This is a genomic window from Lacinutrix undariae (genome assembly GCF_052934785.1).
Genome location: NZ_CM128809.1, coordinates 1,774,215 through 1,793,338, shown reverse-complemented (window position 1 = coordinate 1,793,338; position 19,124 = coordinate 1,774,215). Strand labels below are relative to the sequence as shown.

Annotated in this window: 15 protein-coding genes; 9 read left to right on the top strand and 6 right to left on the bottom strand. The window is 32.9% G+C overall.

Features of this window, described 5'->3' with window-relative positions; translation table 11 throughout:
• The first annotated feature begins 151 nt into the window (after positions 1–151).
• A complete protein-coding gene (gene pruA, locus ACU4C5_RS07945) occupies positions 152–1,777 on the top strand; it encodes an L-glutamate gamma-semialdehyde dehydrogenase (protein ID WP_446843661.1) in 1,626 nt (541 codons plus the stop codon).
• Between the two features lie 147 nt (positions 1,778–1,924).
• Complete coding sequence (locus tag ACU4C5_RS07940; protein WP_446843660.1) at positions 1,925–3,703, top strand: T9SS type A sorting domain-containing protein; 1,779 nt, start codon at positions 1,925–1,927, stop codon at positions 3,701–3,703.
• Between the two features lie 73 nt (positions 3,704–3,776).
• Here the strand turns inward: ACU4C5_RS07940 and ACU4C5_RS07935 are convergent, their stop codons facing one another.
• Positions 3,777–5,039 carry an Omp28-related outer membrane protein gene (locus ACU4C5_RS07935; protein WP_446843659.1) on the bottom strand — a complete coding sequence of 421 codons (1,263 nt, stop codon included), beginning with the start codon at positions 5,037–5,039 and terminating at the stop codon, positions 3,777–3,779.
• A gap of 169 nt (positions 5,040–5,208) precedes the next feature.
• Between ACU4C5_RS07935 and ACU4C5_RS07930 the strand changes: the two genes are divergently transcribed.
• Together ACU4C5_RS07930 and ACU4C5_RS07925 are read left to right on the top strand one after the other, a co-directional pair.
• Positions 5,209–5,694 (top strand): TlpA family protein disulfide reductase, encoded by a 486-nt coding sequence (locus tag ACU4C5_RS07930; protein WP_446843658.1) that lies wholly within the window; start codon positions 5,209–5,211, stop codon positions 5,692–5,694.
• Between the two features lie 57 nt (positions 5,695–5,751).
• The gene (locus ACU4C5_RS07925; RefSeq protein WP_446843656.1) at positions 5,752–7,416 is read left to right on the top strand and encodes a DUF6029 family protein; all 1,665 of its coding nucleotides are present in this window, start codon (positions 5,752–5,754) and stop codon (positions 7,414–7,416) included.
• Positions 7,417–7,483: 67 nt separating this feature from the next.
• Here ACU4C5_RS07925 and rsmG read toward each other — a convergent pair whose 3' ends face one another.
• The gene (rsmG, locus tag ACU4C5_RS07920; RefSeq protein WP_446843655.1) at positions 7,484–8,113 is read right to left on the bottom strand and encodes a 16S rRNA (guanine(527)-N(7))-methyltransferase RsmG; all 630 of its coding nucleotides are present in this window, start codon (positions 8,111–8,113) and stop codon (positions 7,484–7,486) included.
• 143 nt (positions 8,114–8,256) lie between these two features.
• On the opposite strand from rsmG, the gene ACU4C5_RS07915 reads away from it, so the two are divergent.
• Both ACU4C5_RS07915 and ACU4C5_RS07910 read left to right on the top strand, forming a co-directional pair.
• Positions 8,257–9,360: a fatty acid desaturase family protein gene (locus ACU4C5_RS07915; protein WP_446843654.1), complete on the top strand. Its 1,104-nt coding sequence runs from the start codon at positions 8,257–8,259 to the stop codon at positions 9,358–9,360.
• Between the two features lie 21 nt (positions 9,361–9,381).
• Positions 9,382–10,569, top strand: coding sequence for a pyridoxal phosphate-dependent aminotransferase (locus tag ACU4C5_RS07910; RefSeq protein WP_446843653.1), 1,188 nt, complete (start codon positions 9,382–9,384; stop codon positions 10,567–10,569).
• A gap of 105 nt (positions 10,570–10,674) precedes the next feature.
• Here ACU4C5_RS07910 and ACU4C5_RS07905 read toward each other — a convergent pair whose 3' ends face one another.
• The 3 genes from ACU4C5_RS07905 to trkA form a co-directional block, all read right to left on the bottom strand.
• Complete coding sequence (locus ACU4C5_RS07905) at positions 10,675–10,947, bottom strand: hypothetical protein (RefSeq protein ID WP_446843652.1); 273 nt, start codon at positions 10,945–10,947, stop codon at positions 10,675–10,677.
• Positions 10,948–11,124: 177 nt separating this feature from the next.
• Entirely contained in the window at positions 11,125–12,618 is a 1,494-nt protein-coding gene (locus ACU4C5_RS07900; RefSeq protein ID WP_446843651.1) for a TrkH family potassium uptake protein, read from the bottom strand.
• 9 nt (positions 12,619–12,627) lie between these two features.
• Entirely contained in the window at positions 12,628–13,977 is a 1,350-nt protein-coding gene (gene trkA / locus ACU4C5_RS07895) for a Trk system potassium transporter TrkA (RefSeq protein ID WP_446843650.1), read from the bottom strand.
• A gap of 261 nt (positions 13,978–14,238) precedes the next feature.
• Between trkA and ubiE the strand changes: the two genes are divergently transcribed.
• Together ubiE and porT are read left to right on the top strand one after the other, a co-directional pair.
• Positions 14,239–14,970 carry a bifunctional demethylmenaquinone methyltransferase/2-methoxy-6-polyprenyl-1,4-benzoquinol methylase UbiE gene (ubiE, locus tag ACU4C5_RS07890; RefSeq protein ID WP_446843649.1) on the top strand — a complete coding sequence of 244 codons (732 nt, stop codon included), beginning with the start codon at positions 14,239–14,241 and terminating at the stop codon, positions 14,968–14,970.
• Positions 14,971–15,003: 33 nt separating this feature from the next.
• Positions 15,004–15,720, top strand: a complete 717-nt coding sequence (gene porT, locus ACU4C5_RS07885; protein WP_446843648.1) for a type IX secretion/gliding motility protein PorT/SprT — start codon at positions 15,004–15,006, stop codon at positions 15,718–15,720.
• A 4-nt stretch (positions 15,721–15,724) separates the two neighbouring features.
• Here the strand turns inward: porT and ACU4C5_RS07880 are convergent, their stop codons facing one another.
• Complete coding sequence (locus ACU4C5_RS07880; protein WP_446843647.1) at positions 15,725–16,435, bottom strand: TrmH family RNA methyltransferase; 711 nt, start codon at positions 16,433–16,435, stop codon at positions 15,725–15,727.
• Between the two features lie 129 nt (positions 16,436–16,564).
• Between ACU4C5_RS07880 and tamL the strand changes: the two genes are divergently transcribed.
• A complete protein-coding gene (gene tamL / locus ACU4C5_RS07875) occupies positions 16,565–19,099 on the top strand; it encodes a translocation and assembly module lipoprotein TamL (protein WP_446843646.1) in 2,535 nt (844 codons plus the stop codon).
• Positions 19,100–19,124: the final 25 nt, after the last annotated feature.

The following is a 19,124-nucleotide window of genomic DNA, read 5'->3' as shown; positions in this document are numbered from 1 at the left end:
TGTTGCGTTTAAAGTCTGATTTAAAGTTAGCAACTTACAAAAAAAAATCAATTTTTTAATACTCATTTAAGATTACGCAATCGTTTTAATAATTAAAATTGAATACCTTTGTGTAACAAATTTTATACTGAATTTAAAAACAATAAAACTCATGGGAAAAGGATTTTTCAACGTACCGGTTGCAATAAACGAACCTGTAAAATCTTACGCACCTGGATCTCCAGAGCGTGAAGCAGTTCTAAAAGCATATAAAGAGATGTACAATAACACTATTGATGTGCCTTTTTATATTAACGGAAAAGATGTAACCACTGGTAACACAAGAACAATGTCTCCTCCACACGATCACAAACACATAGTAGGAACATACCATTTAGCTGAAAAATCTCACGTAGAAGACGCTATCGCTACAGCACTTGAAGCGAGAACAAAATGGGCACAAATGCCATGGGAACAACGTGCTGGTATCTTTTTAAAAGCTGCCGAACTAATTGCTGGTCCTTATAGAGCAAAAATAAATGCTGCGACAATGATAGCGCAGTCTAAAACAATTCATCAAGCTGAAATTGATGCAGCATGTGAGCTGATAGATTTCTTACGTTTTAATGTTCAGTTTATGACTGACATTTTTCAAGAACAACCAGAAAGCACAAGCGACGCCTGGAACCGTGTTGAGTACAGACCTCTAGAAGGTTTTACTTACGCTGTAACTCCTTTCAACTTTACTGCTATTGCCGGAAATCTTCCAGCATGTATGGCAATGATGGGGAACGTTGTAGTTTGGAAACCTAGTGATAGCCAAATTTATTCTGCAAAGGTAATTATGGATATCTTTAAAGAAGCGGGAGTTCCTGACGGGGTTATTAATGTTGTTTTTGGTGATCCAGAAATGATTACAGATACCGTAATGGCAAGTCCAGAATTTTCAGGACTACACTTTACAGGATCTACTTATGTCTTTAAAGAACTTTGGAAAAAAATTGGAAACAATATTCATAACTACAAAACTTACCCAAGAATCGTAGGTGAAACTGGAGGAAAAGATTTTATTGTAGCTCACAAAACAGCCAACGCAAAACAAGTGGCAACTGCAATTGTACGTGGTGCTTTTGAGTTTCAAGGTCAAAAATGTAGTGCAGCTTCTAGAGCTTACGTACCAAGTAATTTATGGAACGATGTTAAAACTAACGTTATAAAAGATGTTGAGTCTTTTAAAATGGGATCTCCAGAAGACATGAGCAACTTTATTACAGCTGTAATTCACGAAGGTTCTTTTGATAAATTAGCTTCTTTTATTGATGCTGCAAAAGCCGATGCTGATGCTGAAATTATTGTTGGAGGAAACTACGACAAATCTAAAGGATACTTTATTGAGCCTACAGTTATCGTAACTACAAACCCAAAATACGCTACAATGCATACAGAGTTATTTGGACCTGTAATGACTATTTACGTATATGAAGAAAATGCGTTTTCTGAAACATTAAAATTAGTAGACGAAACTAGCGAATATGCTTTAACAGGCGCTATTTTATCTGGATGTAGATACGCAATTGTAGAAGCTACAGAAGCTTTACAAAACTGTGCTGGAAACTTTTATATTAACGACAAACCAACGGGTGCTGTTGTAGGACAACAACCATTTGGAGGCGCAAGAGCTTCAGGAACTAACGATAAAGCAGGATCTTCTCAAAACTTATTACGTTGGGTATCTCCAAGAATGATTAAAGAGACATTTGTAACACCTACAGATTATCGTTACCCATTTTTAGGATAATCCTTTTATATATTATAATTCTAAAATCCTCAAAAGGTTCTCCTTTTGAGGATTTTTTTTTACACTTCATCTAAACACCTAACATTCTTAAAACTAAAACCTTAAATCATTGTATATTCATAAGTATTAATCAATTCAACATAACTTATGAAACACTTTTACGCACTATTATTACTCACAATCCCACTTGTTAGTTCTGCACAAACAGATTTCATTTCTACGCAAATTCCTGATTTATCAGCATACACATCTCCTAGCTTTTCTGGATTAGGGGAATATCAAATAGACCTAGATACTGAAGATGGTGTTTTAGATAAACCAATTTTTATTATTGATGGTTTTGATCCTTTAGATACACGGTCTGTCGCCGGAATACATAACCTTTTAGATTACACATCTACAGAAGGAACTCAAAATCTAGCAAGCAATTTAAGAGCTGAAGGTTTTGATGTGATTACGCTTAATTTTCCGCAGTATTTAAAACTTGCAGACAATAGTTTAGTGAATATCAATACCATTACAGACGTTAATAACGATATGATTATTGACGAAATTGATTTCCCCGCAGGAAGCACTTATATTGATGGAGGTGCCGATTATATTGAACGTAACGCAATGCTTTTAGTAACGCTCATACAAATGATTAACACTCAAAAAATAGACGATGCGCAACAAAACGTAATTATTGGACCAAGTATGGGAGGTTTAATTTCTAGATATGCTTTAAACTACATGGAAAACCAAGATTTAAATCACGACACGCGATTATGGCTTTCTTTTGATGCACCACATCATGGTGCAAATGTACCTCTTGGGTTACAACATCAATTTAATTTTCTTGCGTTTGGCTTAGGAGAATATAATGTAGAAGCACTTCAGCCATTAGTAACCAATTTTTTAAGTGCTCCGGCATCAAAACAAATGTTAATAGATCATTATCAAAGTCATTTACAAACGGGTAGTAACGTAAATTTTGACAGTTCAAAAACACTGCCCGAAGCACATCCGTTTCGTGCTATTTTCAACACACATCTTAACGCGTTAACTACAACCGGATACCCAGAAACCACCAGAAATGTAGCCATGATTAATGGTAGTGGAATTGGTAACGCTTACCAAGCCATAAATAATACAGATATCAATCCAGGACATTCAGTAATTAACCAAACATTTAGCAACATTGCACCTGGTGTAACAGCTAATATTGAAGTCAACTTTACGCCTGCATCTGTTTCTGGAGCACAACGTATTAGTAAAATACAAGTTGTTTTTGGTGGTTTTATAGATTTATATAACAGTGATATTAATGCTGAAGCCCCAACTTATAGCGATGGTGTTGATGCTGCTTCTGGAGGACTTTTTAATATTGGAGGTTTAAGCGGAGAGCTTCCTGCAGATGGAATTGCTGGCAATTTTTTAAACGGATTAACTATTGATAAGTTTAGTTTTATTCCTTCGGTTAGCGCTATGGCTTTAAATGTGACTAATAACGAAATAAACTGGTATCATGATATTAATTTAGGTCCAGTTGAAGATAATAATACTAGTGTTTCTAATAACACACCTTTTGTAAATTGGCATATGCCAGATGACAATGAAAACCATATTCAACTTACCCCCGAAAATGTAACTTTTGCATTAAATGAAATTATACTAGAACCTTTGTTTATTCCAACACTTGATAATACATCTACTTTTAAACTGGCCGAAAATCCTATAAAAAACACTTTAACCATTTTAAATACACACACAAATACTCAAGCGACAATTTACATTACAGATGTTACAGGAAAAATGGTGTATCAATCACAAAGTACATTAAGTAATCGCACACAAATACCTTTACAGCTTACTTCGGGATTATATATTCTTAATATCACAGATCATAAAAACCAAAATTATCGCACAAAATTTATTATCAAATAGCTTATAAAATTAAAGCATAAAAAAAAGGCTGAATTAATAATTCAGCCTTTTTCAATATTATAAAAATAAAGTATTAGTCAAAATCTCCGTTAACTCCAACATTTTCTTTTTGAGAGTTTACAGCTAATCCACTAGCATCTACAAGAAAAGCAACAACACTTAAGTTACTATCATTTTCAACATCTGCACTAATAGCAAAGTTGTAATCTTTCTCATAAAACCCTGAAGTAGCATTAAGATCTGAAGTAGCAACAACTTCACCAAATAAACCTGTTGGTGTTTGTCTTAACACGTTATCGTGCTCAAAGTTTGAAAGTGTTGATGCTCCACCGTAATAATCTGTATAGTTAGTTTGGTTGTAAAAAAGATCATTTTCTAAAACATAAACTACCAATTTAAGATCAGTAGCGTCTCCAGTAATCATATTAACTTTTACCGAAACATCTAAGTTTCCTCCTACTACAGATGAGTTAATTGCAATACCAGAAGCACTAATTCCATTATAACCAACTACCTGATCTATATTATTTGGCTCAGGATATGTCCATTCAACAGTTCTATTTAATCTTGCCGTTGGGTAACCTGTCAATCCAACAAAACCTTCTAGAGCACTCGCAGGATAATTATAAGGATCATCTCCTCTATGAATTGCAACTACAACAGCATCTTCTGTTTCGTCTTCAACAAGCTCAATTCCGTAAGCTACTCTTGGGCACCATCCGCACCATGTACCAGTATAATCTTCAACTAAAACTTTTTTAGAATATCCTACAAGTACTGTTTTTTCTGTACTAGTATAAGTTTCATAAGTAGCAGTTAATACATCTTCACCGTAAGCTGTTGTAGTGTAAGTATTACCAACAATTTCAGTTCCATTTACAAAATAAGTAGACTCTCCTGTTAAATTAACACCATTATTACCTACTACAGACATGCTTACTTGTCCACCTAAAGCAACAGATGCTTTGCTTCTAGTTAAATTAATTGAATTTAAAGGTCCCGGATCACTAACGGTTACGCTAATGTTTTCACTAACAAGCCCATCATATTCTGCATAAACATCAAAAACACCAGGATTAGCTGATATGTGAGTTGATCCAGAAATAGCTGTATTATCAAAATAAATTGTTGAGCCAGAAGTTACTGTATTTCCATCATTATCTTTTACTATAAAAATAAACGTTCCTCCAAATGGTACAGTACTATTAGGAGAACTAATGATAATTGAATTTGCATTACCGCTTCCTCCGCCGTCTCCATCCTCACTAGAAGAACAGGTAAAAAACAGCGCCGCTGTAAATAATAATAAAAATTGAAATAGTTTTTGTGATTTCATAAATTAATTTTGTTAGTGTGATTGTGTTAGTTTGAAAAGCCTAAATTAGATGTTTTTTTTTAAAAAAATTAACCTTTTTTAACAAAAAAAATATTTATACCTTATATTCGCTCATTCTTTTATGAGAAAAACACAACAAACATCACTAATAACACTAACATTTAAATTAATGAAAAATTTATTTTTATTACTCACATTAAGTCTTTTATCATCTACAATTTCAGCACAAGACGTATTACCTAATATGCAACTAGAAGCATTAGATGGAAAAAACATACCACTTAACGATATTTCAAAAGACGACCAACTAGTTGTCGTAGCACTTTGGGCAACTTGGTGTGTACCTTGTAAAAATGAATTAGACGCTTTCGCGGAAGTATATGATGACTGGATGGATGAAACTGGTGTAAAAATTTATGCTATTTCAATTGATGATTCACGTACTGTAAAACGTGTAAAACCATTAGTAAGCGGAAAAGATTGGCCTTTTGAAATTTTATTAGATACCAATAGTGATTTAAAAAGACAATTAAACGCACCTACAATTCCGTTAACGCTATTAGTGAAAAACAACAAAATACTATACCGTCATTCAGGATACACGCCTGGGAGTGAAGATGAATTATTTGAAAAAATCAAAGAATTTTCAAAATAAAATAAACTACCTATTCAAAGTTTCAAAAAAAAAAAAAAACCAACCAACTAAAAACACATGAAACATTTAAAATTAATAGTTGCTCTTTTAGGGCTTCCATTATGCACTTTTGCTCAAGAAAAAGATAAAGGCCGTTTAAGTGGCGGACTAGAATCTAACTCTCAATATTATGTAGACGACTCTAAAACAGGAGATTTTACTGAAGACAATAAATTTCGTTCTAACAGCTACCTCCGTTTAGCTTACGATTACAAAAACTGGTTTGCAAACGTACAATTAGAATCATACGAACCTCAAGCCTTATTAAATTACTACCCAAAATACAAAGGGACCAACTTAGGAACTTACGCCGTAGGATATAAATCCACAAAATTTGAAGCAACCGTAGGATATTTCTACGAGCAATTTGGTAGCGGTTTAGCTTTACGTTCTTGGGAAGACCGCCAATTAGGAATCAATAATGCCATGAGAGGGGTTAATGTAAAATACCGCCCAACAAATAATGTAGAGTTAACAGCCCTTTACGGAAGACAACGTGATGGTTTTGATATTTCTAAAGGAGATATCTTTGGTTTTAATGCAGAGGTTGGCCTTAGTGAATTTTTAAATTTTGAAACTACTAGCTTAGATTTAGGCTTAAGTTATGTAGGACGTTCTGAAGATTCAGGTCTTGATGATGCGCCATATAATGATTTAACCAACATGATTTCTGGACGATTAGATTATGCCGAAGGTAATTTTTATACTGGCGTAGAATATGTTTCAAAAAGTAAAGATGCTTACATACAAAACAATACGTTTTTTAACGACAAAGCCTATAACGGTAGCGCCTTTTTATTTAATGCTGGATATGCAAAATCAGGATTAGGAATTGATGCCACTTTCAGACGTATAGAAAACATGGCATTTTACTCGCAACGCGATCAAGCTTTTAGCGATTACACAAACTACAACCAAGGAATTATCAATTATGTTCCTGCACTTACTAAACAACACGATTACAGCTTAACAAACATATACGTATACCAAGCACAACCTAACTTAAAAGTTTTTGGAATAGGAAAATCTGGAGAAATTGGTGGTCAAGTAGATGTCTATTACAAATTTAAAAAAGGAACAACTTTAGGTGGTAAATATGGCACAAAATTCGCTTTCAACTATGCTAGCTGGCATGGACTAGATGATGATTTTGATACTACAAATGGAGATTATGACTCTGCCGGATTTTTAAGTTTTGGTGAAAAATATTACAGAGAAACAAGCTTAGAAATGCGTAAAAAACTATCGCCAGATTGGTCTACTATTTTTTCTGTAGTAAATACCTATTACAACAAAAGATATGTTGAAGAAACAACTGGAGAAGTAAATGCAACTGTTCTTGTTGGAGAAGCAACCCATAAATTTGGTGGTGGAAAATCAATGCGAGTAGAACTTCAACATCTTTTTACTAATGATGATAAGAAAAATTGGGCTGGAGCAACTGCCGAATACAATTTTAGCTCAAAATTATCTATGTATGTTACTGATATTTATAACTACGGAAATGATGATGAAGATGATCAAATACATTACTACAACTTTGGTGGTAGTTTCACTAAAGGTGCAACACGTGTAGCCTTAGGATACGGTCGTCAACGTGGTGGATTAATTTGTGTAGGAGGTGTTTGTCGCTTTGTACCAGAAAACACAGGATTTACTTTAAATCTTTCAACGGCTTTTTAAGCTAAAAAAAACATATAAAAAAGCTCTTGAAATTATCAAGAGCTTTTTTTTATATCAATACTAGAGATTATCCTCTAAATTTCATTGGTAAATGCACCACTTTTTTAGTTTCAAAAAAGTCTTCAGTATAAAATTCTGGTAAATCGTATAACGTTGCCGTTTTGTAATCTTGTAATTCTTCAGAAAGGTCACCACCTTTAAGGTATAAAATTCCGTTTTTAAGATCGTGGCGTTGTTCTTTTAGTATTTTTCCTTTAGTCCAATGTACAAAAGTTGGCATTGCTGCAACTGCTCTACTTACAATAAAGTCAAATTTTTCATTAATCTCCTCTACTCTACAGTGTGACGTTTTTACGTTAGTTAAACCTAACCCTTCAACCACTTCGTTAACTACTTTTAGTTTTTTAGCAATACTATCTACCAGATGAAAAGAACATTCTGGATATAAAATAGCTAAAGGAACTCCTGGAAATCCACCACCGGTACCCACATCCATAATACGGCTACCATCTTTAAACTGTACCACTTTAGCAATTGCCAAAGAATGCAATACATGTCTTAAATACAACTCATCAATATCTTTACGAGATACCACATTTATTTTTAAATTCCAATCTTGGTATAACGCTTTTAAGGATTCAAATTGTTGTATTTGAGTTTCTGTTAACTCAGGGAAATATTTGAGGATTAATTCCATGCTTTTTATTTTTCAGCAAAAGTATACATTTTTACGGGTATATTTTTAGCATTTTAATAACTAAATCGCCGCTTTTATTAATTATATTTGCATCTAAATGTAATAATGCCAATTTTGGGCATTTTTACAGAAATATTTATTTTATGACAAAGCAAACGTTATCTTTTTCAAGAACCGATTCTGCTAAATTTTTCAGAACGCTAAACAAGCGTGTTAACGATTATTTTAAAGACAATAACATTAAACGCACAGGAAACTGGAAAATATGGGTAAAAACCGCAGTGATGTTTACCTTATTTTTACTTCCTTATTTTTTAATCCTAACTATTAGCACTATACCAGGTTGGTTACAACTTATATTCACCGTAATTATGGGAATTGGTATGGCTGGAGTTGGTATGAATGTGATGCACGATGGAAATCATGGTGCCTTTTCAAATAAAGAATGGGTTAACCGTTTAATGGGAAGTAGTATTTACATTTTAGCTGGTAATGTATACAATTGGAAAGTACAACATAATGTATTACACCATACGTACACAAATATTCATGGTTATGATGAAGATTTAGAAGCAGGACGTATTTTACGTTTCTCAAAACACACAGAGTGGCAAAAACACCACCGTTTTCAACATTATTACTCAGTTTTACTTTATGGTTTATTAACGATAAACTGGGCAATTACTACAGATTGGCAACAAATGAGACGTTATATGAAACGTAAGTTATCTTACGGTGAATTTCCTAATCCAGTAGCTAACTGGAGTAAATTAGTGATTTCAAAAATCATATATGTATCAATTTGGGTGGTATTACCAATGTTAGTATTAGAAATTTCTTGGTGGAAAATCCTAATAGGATTCTTTATCATGCATTATGTTGCAGGACTTATTTTAAGTGTTGTTTTTCAATTAGCGCACGTTATGGATGAAGCAGAAATGCCTTTACCAGAAGAAAACGGAACGATGAAAAACACATGGGCAATTCACCAATTAAATACAACCGTTAATTTTGGTCGTAATAGCAAAATTGTAAACTGGTTTACTGGAGGATTAAATCACCAAGTAGAACACCATATTTTCCCAAATATTAGTCACGTACACTATTTTAATCTTTCAAAAATTGTAAAGGAAACTGCAAAAGAATTTAACCTTCCGTATAACGAATACAAGTCGACACGTAAGGCCATTTCAGCTCACTTTCACTTTTTAAAACAAATGGGTACTAAACCAACAGCACAAGCGTAACACAACAACACACAACTAACAATGAACAAACAACTATCTAATCGTATTAACAGCTTACCTACGTCTGCAACTCTAGCAATGGCAGCAAAAGCAAGAGAACTAAAAGCAGAAGGCATTGATATTATCGGGCTTAGCTTAGGAGAACCAGACTTTAACACTCCTGATTATATTAAGGAAGCAGCAATACAAGCAATTAACGACAACTATAACTCATACACTCCTGTAGATGGTTATGCTGAACTTAAAGAAGCGGTTTGTTTAAAGTTTAAACGTGATAATGATGTTGTATATACACCTAACCAAATTGTGGTTTCAACAGGTGCAAAACAATCTATCGCTAATGTAGCGCAAGTATTACTAAATCCTGGTGATGAAGTTTTACTACCTGCGCCATATTGGGTAAGTTATTCTGCAATTGCAACACTTTGTGAAGCGACTTATAAAGAAATTCCGTCTTCAATTGAAAACGATTTCAAAATTACACCAGCACAATTAGAAGCTGCAATTACACCAAAAACAAAATTAATTTTCTTTAACTCGCCAAACAATCCAAGTGGAAGTATTTATACCGAAGCTGAATATAAAGCGTTAGCAGAAGTTTTAGAGAAATACCCAAATATCTATATCCTTTCAGACGAGATTTACGAACATATTAACTACGGTGTTGAAAACTTTAGTTTTGCTGCAATACCAAGCATGTATGACCGTACAATTACCGTTAACGGAGTTGCAAAAGCATTTGCAATGACAGGATGGAGAATTGGATATATTGGTGCTCCAGAATGGATTGCTAAAGCATGTACTAAAATGCAAGGACAAATTACATCTGGTGCAAATTGTATTGCACAACGTGCCGTAATTACAGCTTTAACTGAATCTCCAACACGTGTTCAATACATGGTGGACGAATTTAAAGTAAGACGTGGTTTAATTTTAGATCTTCTTAATGATGTTGAAGGATTTAAAACTAACGTTCCTGATGGTGCATTTTACGTATTTCCTGATGTCTCTTTTTACTTCGGAAAAACGATAAAAGGAAAAACTATTAACAATGCTACAGATTTTTCTTTATTCTTATTAGAAGAAGCGCACGTAGCTACAGTAACCGGTGAAGCCTTTGGAAATTCAGATTGTATTCGTATGTCTTACGCAGCATCTCAAGAACAAATTACAGAAGCAATAAAACGTATTAAAGCAGCGGTAAGCTAATTAGTACATATAATATATACAGAAGCCGTAATAATCTTATTGCGGCTTTTTTTTATGTCGAAATTTTAAGGATTTCACAGTTATCAACAACCTATAAACAGAAATTTAGGCGAGAATAAAAAACTTAAATACAACAACAATAAGAATTACTAAAACTACAAATAGTATAACTTCTTGAATGATGCGTTTTTTACGTTCTACTTTCAAACGTGTTTTAATCTCATCTAGCATTTCGGGAGTTGCATCAGGAAATTTAAGTACTATAGCTTTTGAAGGCGTAACCGTTTTATAGGATGATTTAAACTTTGCTTTATTAGAACGCTGTTTAGCATTGTTTTTAAGACTTGTTATCATGCCTTGTGCGCCTCCAAAACTCATATATTTTCTGATTTAATGATTAAAAATTTAGATATATAAATACTTAAATTTATAAATAATAATACGACGCTAACTCACTGAAAGCGTTACATTAAAACAGTAATTAATCGATAAAAAACAGCATAAGTCTTTTAGCAAACACTATAAAGAGTTGCTTCAAAATAAAAAAAGATAGAATTATCTATTTCTCCAAAAGAAAGGTGTTAATAAAATCAATACGGTAAATAACTCTAAACGACCAATAAGCATTAAAAATGATGCCCACCATTGTGCTAAAGGAGGCAATGCTGCATAGTTATTAACAGGACCAAAATTACCAAGTGCTGGTCCAACGTTTCCTAAACTAGAAGCCGCAATACCAATTGCAGAAGCAAAATCTAATCCAAACATAGAGAATACTAAAGCCCCAACAATAAAGGATAACATGTATAGGATGAAAAACCCAAGAATATTAAATACAATATCACCAGAAATAGATTTCGTATTATAACGCACCGGCAAAATAGCATTAGGATGTAAAGCACGTTTAAACTCTAGAAATCCGTTTTTAATTAAAATTAAATGACGAACTACTTTTACACCACCCGAAGTACTTCCGGCAGATCCTCCTAAGAACATTAATCCGAAGAAAAAAACCACTAAAAACGGACTCCACAACGTATAATCGGCTGTAATAAATCCTGTCGTAGTAATTACTGATACCACTTGAAATAAAGCATGTCTGAATGCACTTTCTGCACGTCCCCAAACCATTGGATGCTCAATAGACGACAGTGATAAATCGGCTTTAAAATAGATAATAACAGCTGCTATTAAAGCAAAAATTATAGTAAATTTAAAATACAATCTTAATTCTTCGTCGCGTAGAGCCTTCTGAATTTTCCCTTTAAAAGCAAAATAACTCAATACAAAGTTGGTTCCTGCTAAAAACATGAAAAAGATGATAATGTACTGTATAACTGGTTCATTATTCCAATAAGCAACACTCGCATTTTTTGTTGAAAACCCTCCTGTTGAAAGTGTACACATAGAGTGATTTATGGCATCAAAAAACGACATTCCTGCAACCTGAAGTAATACCGTTTCAATAGCTGTGTAGCCAAAATAAATAAGCCATAAACGTTTTGCAGTATCTGTAATTCTAGGATGTAATTTATCGGCACTTGGTCCTGGAGCTTCAGCAGCAAATAACTGCATACCTCCTATTCCTAAAAGCGGTAAAATAGCAATGGCAAGTACAATAATTCCCATTCCACCAATCCAATGGGTCATACTTCTCCAAAACAGGACACCTTTAGGTACAGACTCAATATCATTTAAAATAGTGGCTCCAGTAGTGGTATATCCAGACATGGTTTCAAAAAACGCACCTGTAAATCCAGGAATGGTATTAGTAAGCATATACGGTAATGCACCAGAAGCTGCCATAACAATCCATCCAAAGGCAACAACTATATATCCATCACGTTTATTAAGTTCTTTTTTATGTTTACGTGTGGCAACCATTAAAAAGACACCTAATAACAGAATAAGTAATCCTGAAAAAGACAACTCTAAAGTAACACCATCATCGTAAATAAAACTGACTAACGCCGAAATAAGCTGAAAACCACCATTAAACAAGAGTAATAATCCAAAAAAATGGACAATAATTTTATAATTAAGTTTCATAAATGGGGTTTAAAAGAAGAATTTTTCAACCTTAGTAATGGCACGTGGTAAACAACAGACTACAACACGATCGCCTTCTGAAATTTTAAAACTACCTAAAGGAATTAAGCCTTCTTCATTTCTAATAACACCGCCAATAATTGCAGAACGTGGAAAATCTAAATCTTTAATTAATTTATTGCAGATTTTAGATTTTGAATTCACTACAAACTCCAATAATTCGGCATTCATATTATTCAGCTTAGTCATGGCTACAACTTCACCTTTTCTAATATATCTAAAGATATTATTGGCTGCAAGTAGTTTTTTATTGATTAAAGTATCAATACCAATAGATTGTGATAACTGGAAATAATCCATATTTTCAACTAAAGCGATGGTTTTTTTAACGCCACGTGATTTAGCCACTAAGCAAGACATGATATTGGTTTCAGAATTTCCGGTTACCGCAATAAAAGCGTCCATATCTTCTATATTTTCTTCCTCTAATAGTTCGGCATTTCTACCATCTCCATTAATCACCAACGCATTTGGAAGATCATCGGCAAGCTCAAAAGCATGATTACGATCGTTTTCAATAAGTTTGACATTAAATTTTTTAGAGCATAAATGCCTTGTCGTTTGCTGTCCTATTTTACTTCCACCAAGAATCATAATATTCTTAACATCAATTTTTACTTTTCCAGAGACATTAAATAATTCTTCATCACCGCCTTTTGAAGTGATAAACACAACTTTATCACCTTCTTTAAAAACGGTATCTCCACGAGGAATAATAGTATATTGTGTTCCATAACGTTGTATGGCAATGGGTACAAAATGAAGTTGCGACATAGACTCTGCAGCTTCTTTAACTGTTTTATCTACAAAAGCTGCGGTACGAGATAAGCGTAAACTCAACATAGTAAGCGCGCCATCTTCAAACTCATAACTATCATTAAAGGCATACTGACTTAATAATAATTGAATTTCACAAGCTGCTAAAGATTCTGGAGAGATGAGCTCATCAATTCCAAATTTAGAAAACCCTACCTCTTCCTTTTGTTCAATAAATTCTACATTAGAAATTCTAGCTATAGTACGTTTTGCACCTAATTGCTTTGCTAAAACGCAGGCTGTAATATTTGTAGTTTCAGAAGATGTTACCGCAATAAATAGACCCGCCGTATCAATACGCGCATCTTTAAGTGTTGCGATTGAGGTGGCATCCCCCTTAACCACTCTAATATCTAAATGATTATCAGCATAAGTTAAGTTATCTTTACTACAATCTATAAGTGTGATTTCTTGAGACTCGTATGACAGTAATTTAGCCAAATGAAATCCTACTTCACCAGCACCAGCTATAATAATTTTCATGTATAATGTTATTGAAAAACATACAAATATACTATAAATTTAAAGGAGGTAAATTTTACACTTAGTTTTCAAAAAAATTTGTGAGATATCTATTTTATGAGGTAATAAATTAGAATAATGACTGAAAACATAAAAACAAGTACATTGTTTGTAATAAATTTAAAGGTGCTAAAAGCGGAAATAAATTAATATTTTGTTTATTTCAATACTTAGAAGTAAATAGCCTATTGAAAATTTATGTAATTTTGCAAAAAAAAAGTAATGTCTACAAAAGTAACACCTTATAAAGATAGTGACCTTAATAAAAAAGAGCAGGTGACTAAAATGTTTGATAATATATCTAAAGAGTATGACGGTTTAAACCGTGTAATTTCTTTTGGTATAGATATAAAGTGGCGTAAAAAGGTGGTAGAAATTGTAGCAAAAACACTTCCTGAAAACGTTTTGGATATTGCTACCGGAACTGGTGATTTAGCCATTAATTTAACCCAAACTAATGCTAAAAAAATTATTGGTTTAGATATTAGTGATGGAATGCTTGAGGTTGGTCGTCAAAAAATAGCAGCCAAAAAACTAGATAACATCATATCTATGGTTATTGGTGATTCTGAAAACTTACCGTTTGAAGACAATAGTTTTGACGCGATCACTGTAGCTTTTGGAGTTAGAAACTTTGAGAATCTTGAAAAAGGACTTTCAGAAATATTAAGAGTTTTAAAACCCGATGGCGTTTTTGTAATCCTTGAAACTTCTGTACCAACAAAAACACCTTTTAAACAAGGATATAACGTATACACAAAATATATTATGCCAACTATTGGCCGTTTGTTTTCAAAAGATCAATCGGCATATTCATACTTATCAAAATCGGCATCTTTATTTCCTCATGGTGAAGCTTTAAACAATATTTTACGAAAAACAGGGTTTATAAATGTGGATGACTTACCGCAAACATTTGGTTCGGCATCAATTTACACCGCATTTAAAGCCTAAAAGGCGCCACTAATTAATGATTTTTCCTTTTAAATGAAAAAAATACTTTTAATTTTAACCGTAGTACTTTTAAGTAACACTGTATCTGCACAACTTTTTACGAAAGAAAAAGTAACTAACAATATAGATAATCTTGATCAAAAACTATTAAGTTGGGGGTTTTTCTTAGGATTTAACAACTACGATTTTCAGTTTACTTATAATGAAGATCGTGCTGATATCTTATCGGAAAGCACCACTGGATTTAGTGTAGGATTAATTTCAGATTTACGAATTAACAACCACTTAAACTTAAGATTTGAACCAGGTTTACATATTTCTCAACGTAATTTAATGTACGATGAAAGTTATTTTGCGGGTACTACTTTTAATGATTCTGATTTGCTTCGCGAAGTAAAATCAACTTACATTCATTTTCCCTTATTATTAAAAGTATCTACAAAACGAATTAACAACTTTAAGCCTTTTATTTTAGGTGGTTTTTCGGCGGCTTTAAACTTATCTAGTAACGAAGAAAACCCAGACGATAATAGCGTGGGACAATTTAGAACTAAAAAAAGCATGTTCTTTTACGAATTAGGTTTTGGAGTAGATTTTTATACCGAATGGTTTAAATTCACCCCATCTATTAGAGGCCTTTTTGCCATTAATGATGAAATTGTAAAAGATGAAGACCCAAATAGCCCATGGACAGGAAACGTTAACACCATGAAAACTAGAGGGGTTTTTATTAACTTTACGTTCCAATAAACGGTTAGCGCTTTAATTCACTTAAAAATATAGCTGTTGCAGTAGCAACATTTAAACTTTCGGTAGCTTGAAGGTTTCCAAATCGCGGAATACTTATGCGCGTATCAATATGACTTTCAATAGTTTGAGAAATACCATTTCCTTCGTTACCCATTACTAAAACACCTTGTTTAGGTAATGTTGTATTGTACACATTTTTACCATCCATAAAAGTCCCTAATTTTTCATTTGAATTAGATTTTAAATAAGCATCTAAATCCAAATAATTAATAGTCACACGGGTTAAAGATCCCATTGTAGCTTGTATGACTTTAGTATTATAACAATCTACAGTAGCTAGACTACATACCAAATTTTTAATACCAAACCAATCACAAAGACGTATAATGGTTCCTAAATTACCAGGATCTCTTACATCATCTAAAGCAACAACTAAACCAGAACTATCTACAGGTTGTACTTCTGGAATATGAAAAAGAGCCAATACTGTATTTGGAGATTTTAGAGTACTAATCTTTTTCAACTCTACGTCGGTAATCAACGTATGTTCACAATCAAAAATAGCTTCGGTAGTAAATAACTGATGGAGTTTAAATTCTGAATTTAAAAACTCTTTCACCCCTTTTACACCTTCAACTACAAATAGTTGCTGCTGGGTTCTAAACTTTTTTTGAGATAAACTATTAATTAATTTTATTTGGCTCTTTGATAACATTAAAATGTCTTTATTTTTGTTATGTTGCAATAAGCTACAAAGTAATACATTTTTGGATTAATTTTTGCTAAGCTATATCAATAATAAAACTGTATTTTTAAACCTCGTCTAATTTTAAGCCGTTATTCATTGAAAAACACCTTTAAACATATTGCTCTTTTAGTTGTTTTAGCCAGCTTTATAACCTCATGTGATGTGATGAAACGAGTAAAAGAAGGCGATCATCTATTAACATCAAATACTACAATTGTTAATGATAAAAAAACGACTAACGACGAACTTAACAACTTATACTACCAAAAACCTAACGGAAAATTACCGCTCTTTGGGATTCCGTTACGATTACACATTTATAATTTAGCACGCCCAAATATAGATTCTATCTTAAATGAAAAAATCTATAATAATCCAAGAAAAATGTCTTGGAAAACAAAACTACTATCAAGAAAACAGCTAGATAGAGATGTACAATCTAGAATAGCAAGAAATCAATGGTTTAAAAAAACGGGGGAAGCACCAGTAATTGTAAGTGAATTAAAGGCTGAAAAAACAATTAATAATTTAGAAAAATATTATTTCAAACACGGTTGGCTAGATGTAAAAACATCATACGAAATTACAAAAACAGATAACCAAAGAGCTAATGTAACATACAATGTTACCACAGGATCTCCTTATATTTTAGATTCCATAAACCCACGAATTTCTACACCTGCGATAGACTCAATTTATCAAACATTAAAAAAACAATCGCTAATTAAAAAAGGGGAGCAATATAATGAAGGTAATTTCACCAATGAGCGCGAACGCCTAACAACAGCTTTACGAAATTCTGGATTCTACTATTTTGGTCAAGATTATATTTCTTATGATTTAGATACAATTGGTACTAATAAAAAGGTGAATACAGATTTGATTATAAAAAACAAAGCTGTAAGAACCGAAGATTCTACAATACGAGTACCTTTTAAAATCTACAAAATAAAAGATGTTAATATTTATACCGATTATACCTACGAAAACAAAGACGCTATAATTAAAGATTCAACCACCTATAATGGTTTTAATTTATACAGCTATAACAAATTAAATTACCGTCCAAAAGCCTTAACAGATGCTGTTTTTATAGGTAAAGGGCATGTGTTTAAAGATATCGCAAGAGCAAGAACCTACAATTATTTAAGTGAGCTAAAAACTTTTGATTATCCCACCATTAATTATGTAGTGAATGAGATAGATACCACCCTTACTGCAAACATATTTTTATCCCCAAAAAAGAAGTACAAACTTAATATTAATACAGATATTACACAGAGTAATATACAAACCGTAGGGTTTTCGTTCAGTACAGGTTTATCAATAAGAAATGTTTTTAGAGGTGCCGAAACGCTTGAAATTTCAGCATTAGGATCTATTGGAGCTTCAAAAGACGCTTCAAATGATGCCGATCAATTTTTTGACATCAATGAAGTTGGTGCCAATATAAAACTAACTATCCCGCGATTATTTGTGCCTTTTAATACTTCAAAAATAATTCCAAAATACATGTCGCCAAGTACACGTATTAGTATGGCGGCAACAAGCCAACGTAATATAGGTCTTGATAAAGAAACACTTTCGGGAATTTTAAATTACAATTGGTATCCGTCACGAAAAGTAACCAATACATTAGATGTTTTTAATATCCAGTTTGTAAAAAACCTAAATACAGCTAATTATTTTGGCGTATACCAAAACTCATATGACTTGTTAAATGAAATTGCACAAGACATTAGCTATATTGGTAGTGATGACGAATTAAGTTACCCAACAGATACAGACACATTTATAAGTGATGTACTTAATAATAACACTTCACTAACCTCAGATGATCAAGATTATGTGGATATCAATAATATTTCGCAAAGAAAACAACGTCTTACAGAAAACAATTTAATTTTTGCGTCTAATTTCAGTTATATAAAAAACAAAAGAGAAAGCGTTTTAGATAATGATTTTTCAACCCTAAGAATGAAATTAGAATTTGCGGGTAATTTACTAGCAAACATTTCAAAATTAACAGGAGCTAAAAAGAATGCAAATGACCAATACGAAATTTTTGATGTAGCATTTTCTCAATATATAAAAACAGAAATAGATTATGTGAAATACTGGGATTTAGGAAATAAAAACATAGTTGCAGCACGCTCGTATTTTGGAATTGCAATTCCCTATGGAAACTCTAGCAATATCCCCTTTTCAAAAAGTTTCTTTGCTGGTGGACCTAATGATAACAGAGCTTGGTCGGCATACAATTTAGGCCCTGGAAGCTCAAAAACTACTAATGAGTTTAATGAAGCCAACCTAAAAATTAACCTTAGTATAGAACACCGTTTTAATATTTTAGGAAATTTTAATGCTGCCGTATTTGTTGATGCCGGAAATATCTGGAATGTACTTGATGATGTTGAAGATGAATCGGCTGTTTTTAGTGGTATTGATTCCCTTAAAGATATCGCTGTAGGATCTGGATTTGGACTTAGATATGACTTTACATACTTTGTTTTACGTGGGGATATTGGATTTAAAACCTACGATCCGTCTTACGATCTTGGAGACCGCTGGTTAAAAGATTACAACTTTAACAACGCAGTGTATAACATTGGTATCAACTACCCATTTTAAGCGCTTAAAACCACCACTACTACAA

Coding starts and splice junctions, on each gene's coding strand:
- pruA (WP_446843661.1), top strand. CDS start 152: ATGGGAAAAGGATTTTTCAACGTACCGGTTGCAATAAACGAACCTGTA.
- ACU4C5_RS07940 (WP_446843660.1), top strand. CDS start 1,925: ATGAAACACTTTTACGCACTATTATTACTCACAATCCCACTTGTTAGT.
- ACU4C5_RS07935 (WP_446843659.1), bottom strand. CDS start 5,039: ATGAAATCACAAAAACTATTTCAATTTTTATTATTATTTACAGCGGCG.
- ACU4C5_RS07930 (WP_446843658.1), top strand. CDS start 5,209: ATGAAAAATTTATTTTTATTACTCACATTAAGTCTTTTATCATCTACA.
- ACU4C5_RS07925 (WP_446843656.1), top strand. CDS start 5,752: ATGAAACATTTAAAATTAATAGTTGCTCTTTTAGGGCTTCCATTATGC.
- rsmG (WP_446843655.1), bottom strand. CDS start 8,113: ATGGAATTAATCCTCAAATATTTCCCTGAGTTAACAGAAACTCAAATA.
- ACU4C5_RS07915 (WP_446843654.1), top strand. CDS start 8,257: ATGACAAAGCAAACGTTATCTTTTTCAAGAACCGATTCTGCTAAATTT.
- ACU4C5_RS07910 (WP_446843653.1), top strand. CDS start 9,382: ATGAACAAACAACTATCTAATCGTATTAACAGCTTACCTACGTCTGCA.
- ACU4C5_RS07905 (WP_446843652.1), bottom strand. CDS start 10,947: ATGAGTTTTGGAGGCGCACAAGGCATGATAACAAGTCTTAAAAACAAT.
- ACU4C5_RS07900 (WP_446843651.1), bottom strand. CDS start 12,618: ATGAAACTTAATTATAAAATTATTGTCCATTTTTTTGGATTATTACTC.
- trkA (WP_446843650.1), bottom strand. CDS start 13,977: ATGAAAATTATTATAGCTGGTGCTGGTGAAGTAGGATTTCATTTGGCT.
- ubiE (WP_446843649.1), top strand. CDS start 14,239: ATGTCTACAAAAGTAACACCTTATAAAGATAGTGACCTTAATAAAAAA.
- porT (WP_446843648.1), top strand. CDS start 15,004: ATGAAAAAAATACTTTTAATTTTAACCGTAGTACTTTTAAGTAACACT.
- ACU4C5_RS07880 (WP_446843647.1), bottom strand. CDS start 16,435: ATGTTATCAAAGAGCCAAATAAAATTAATTAATAGTTTATCTCAAAAA.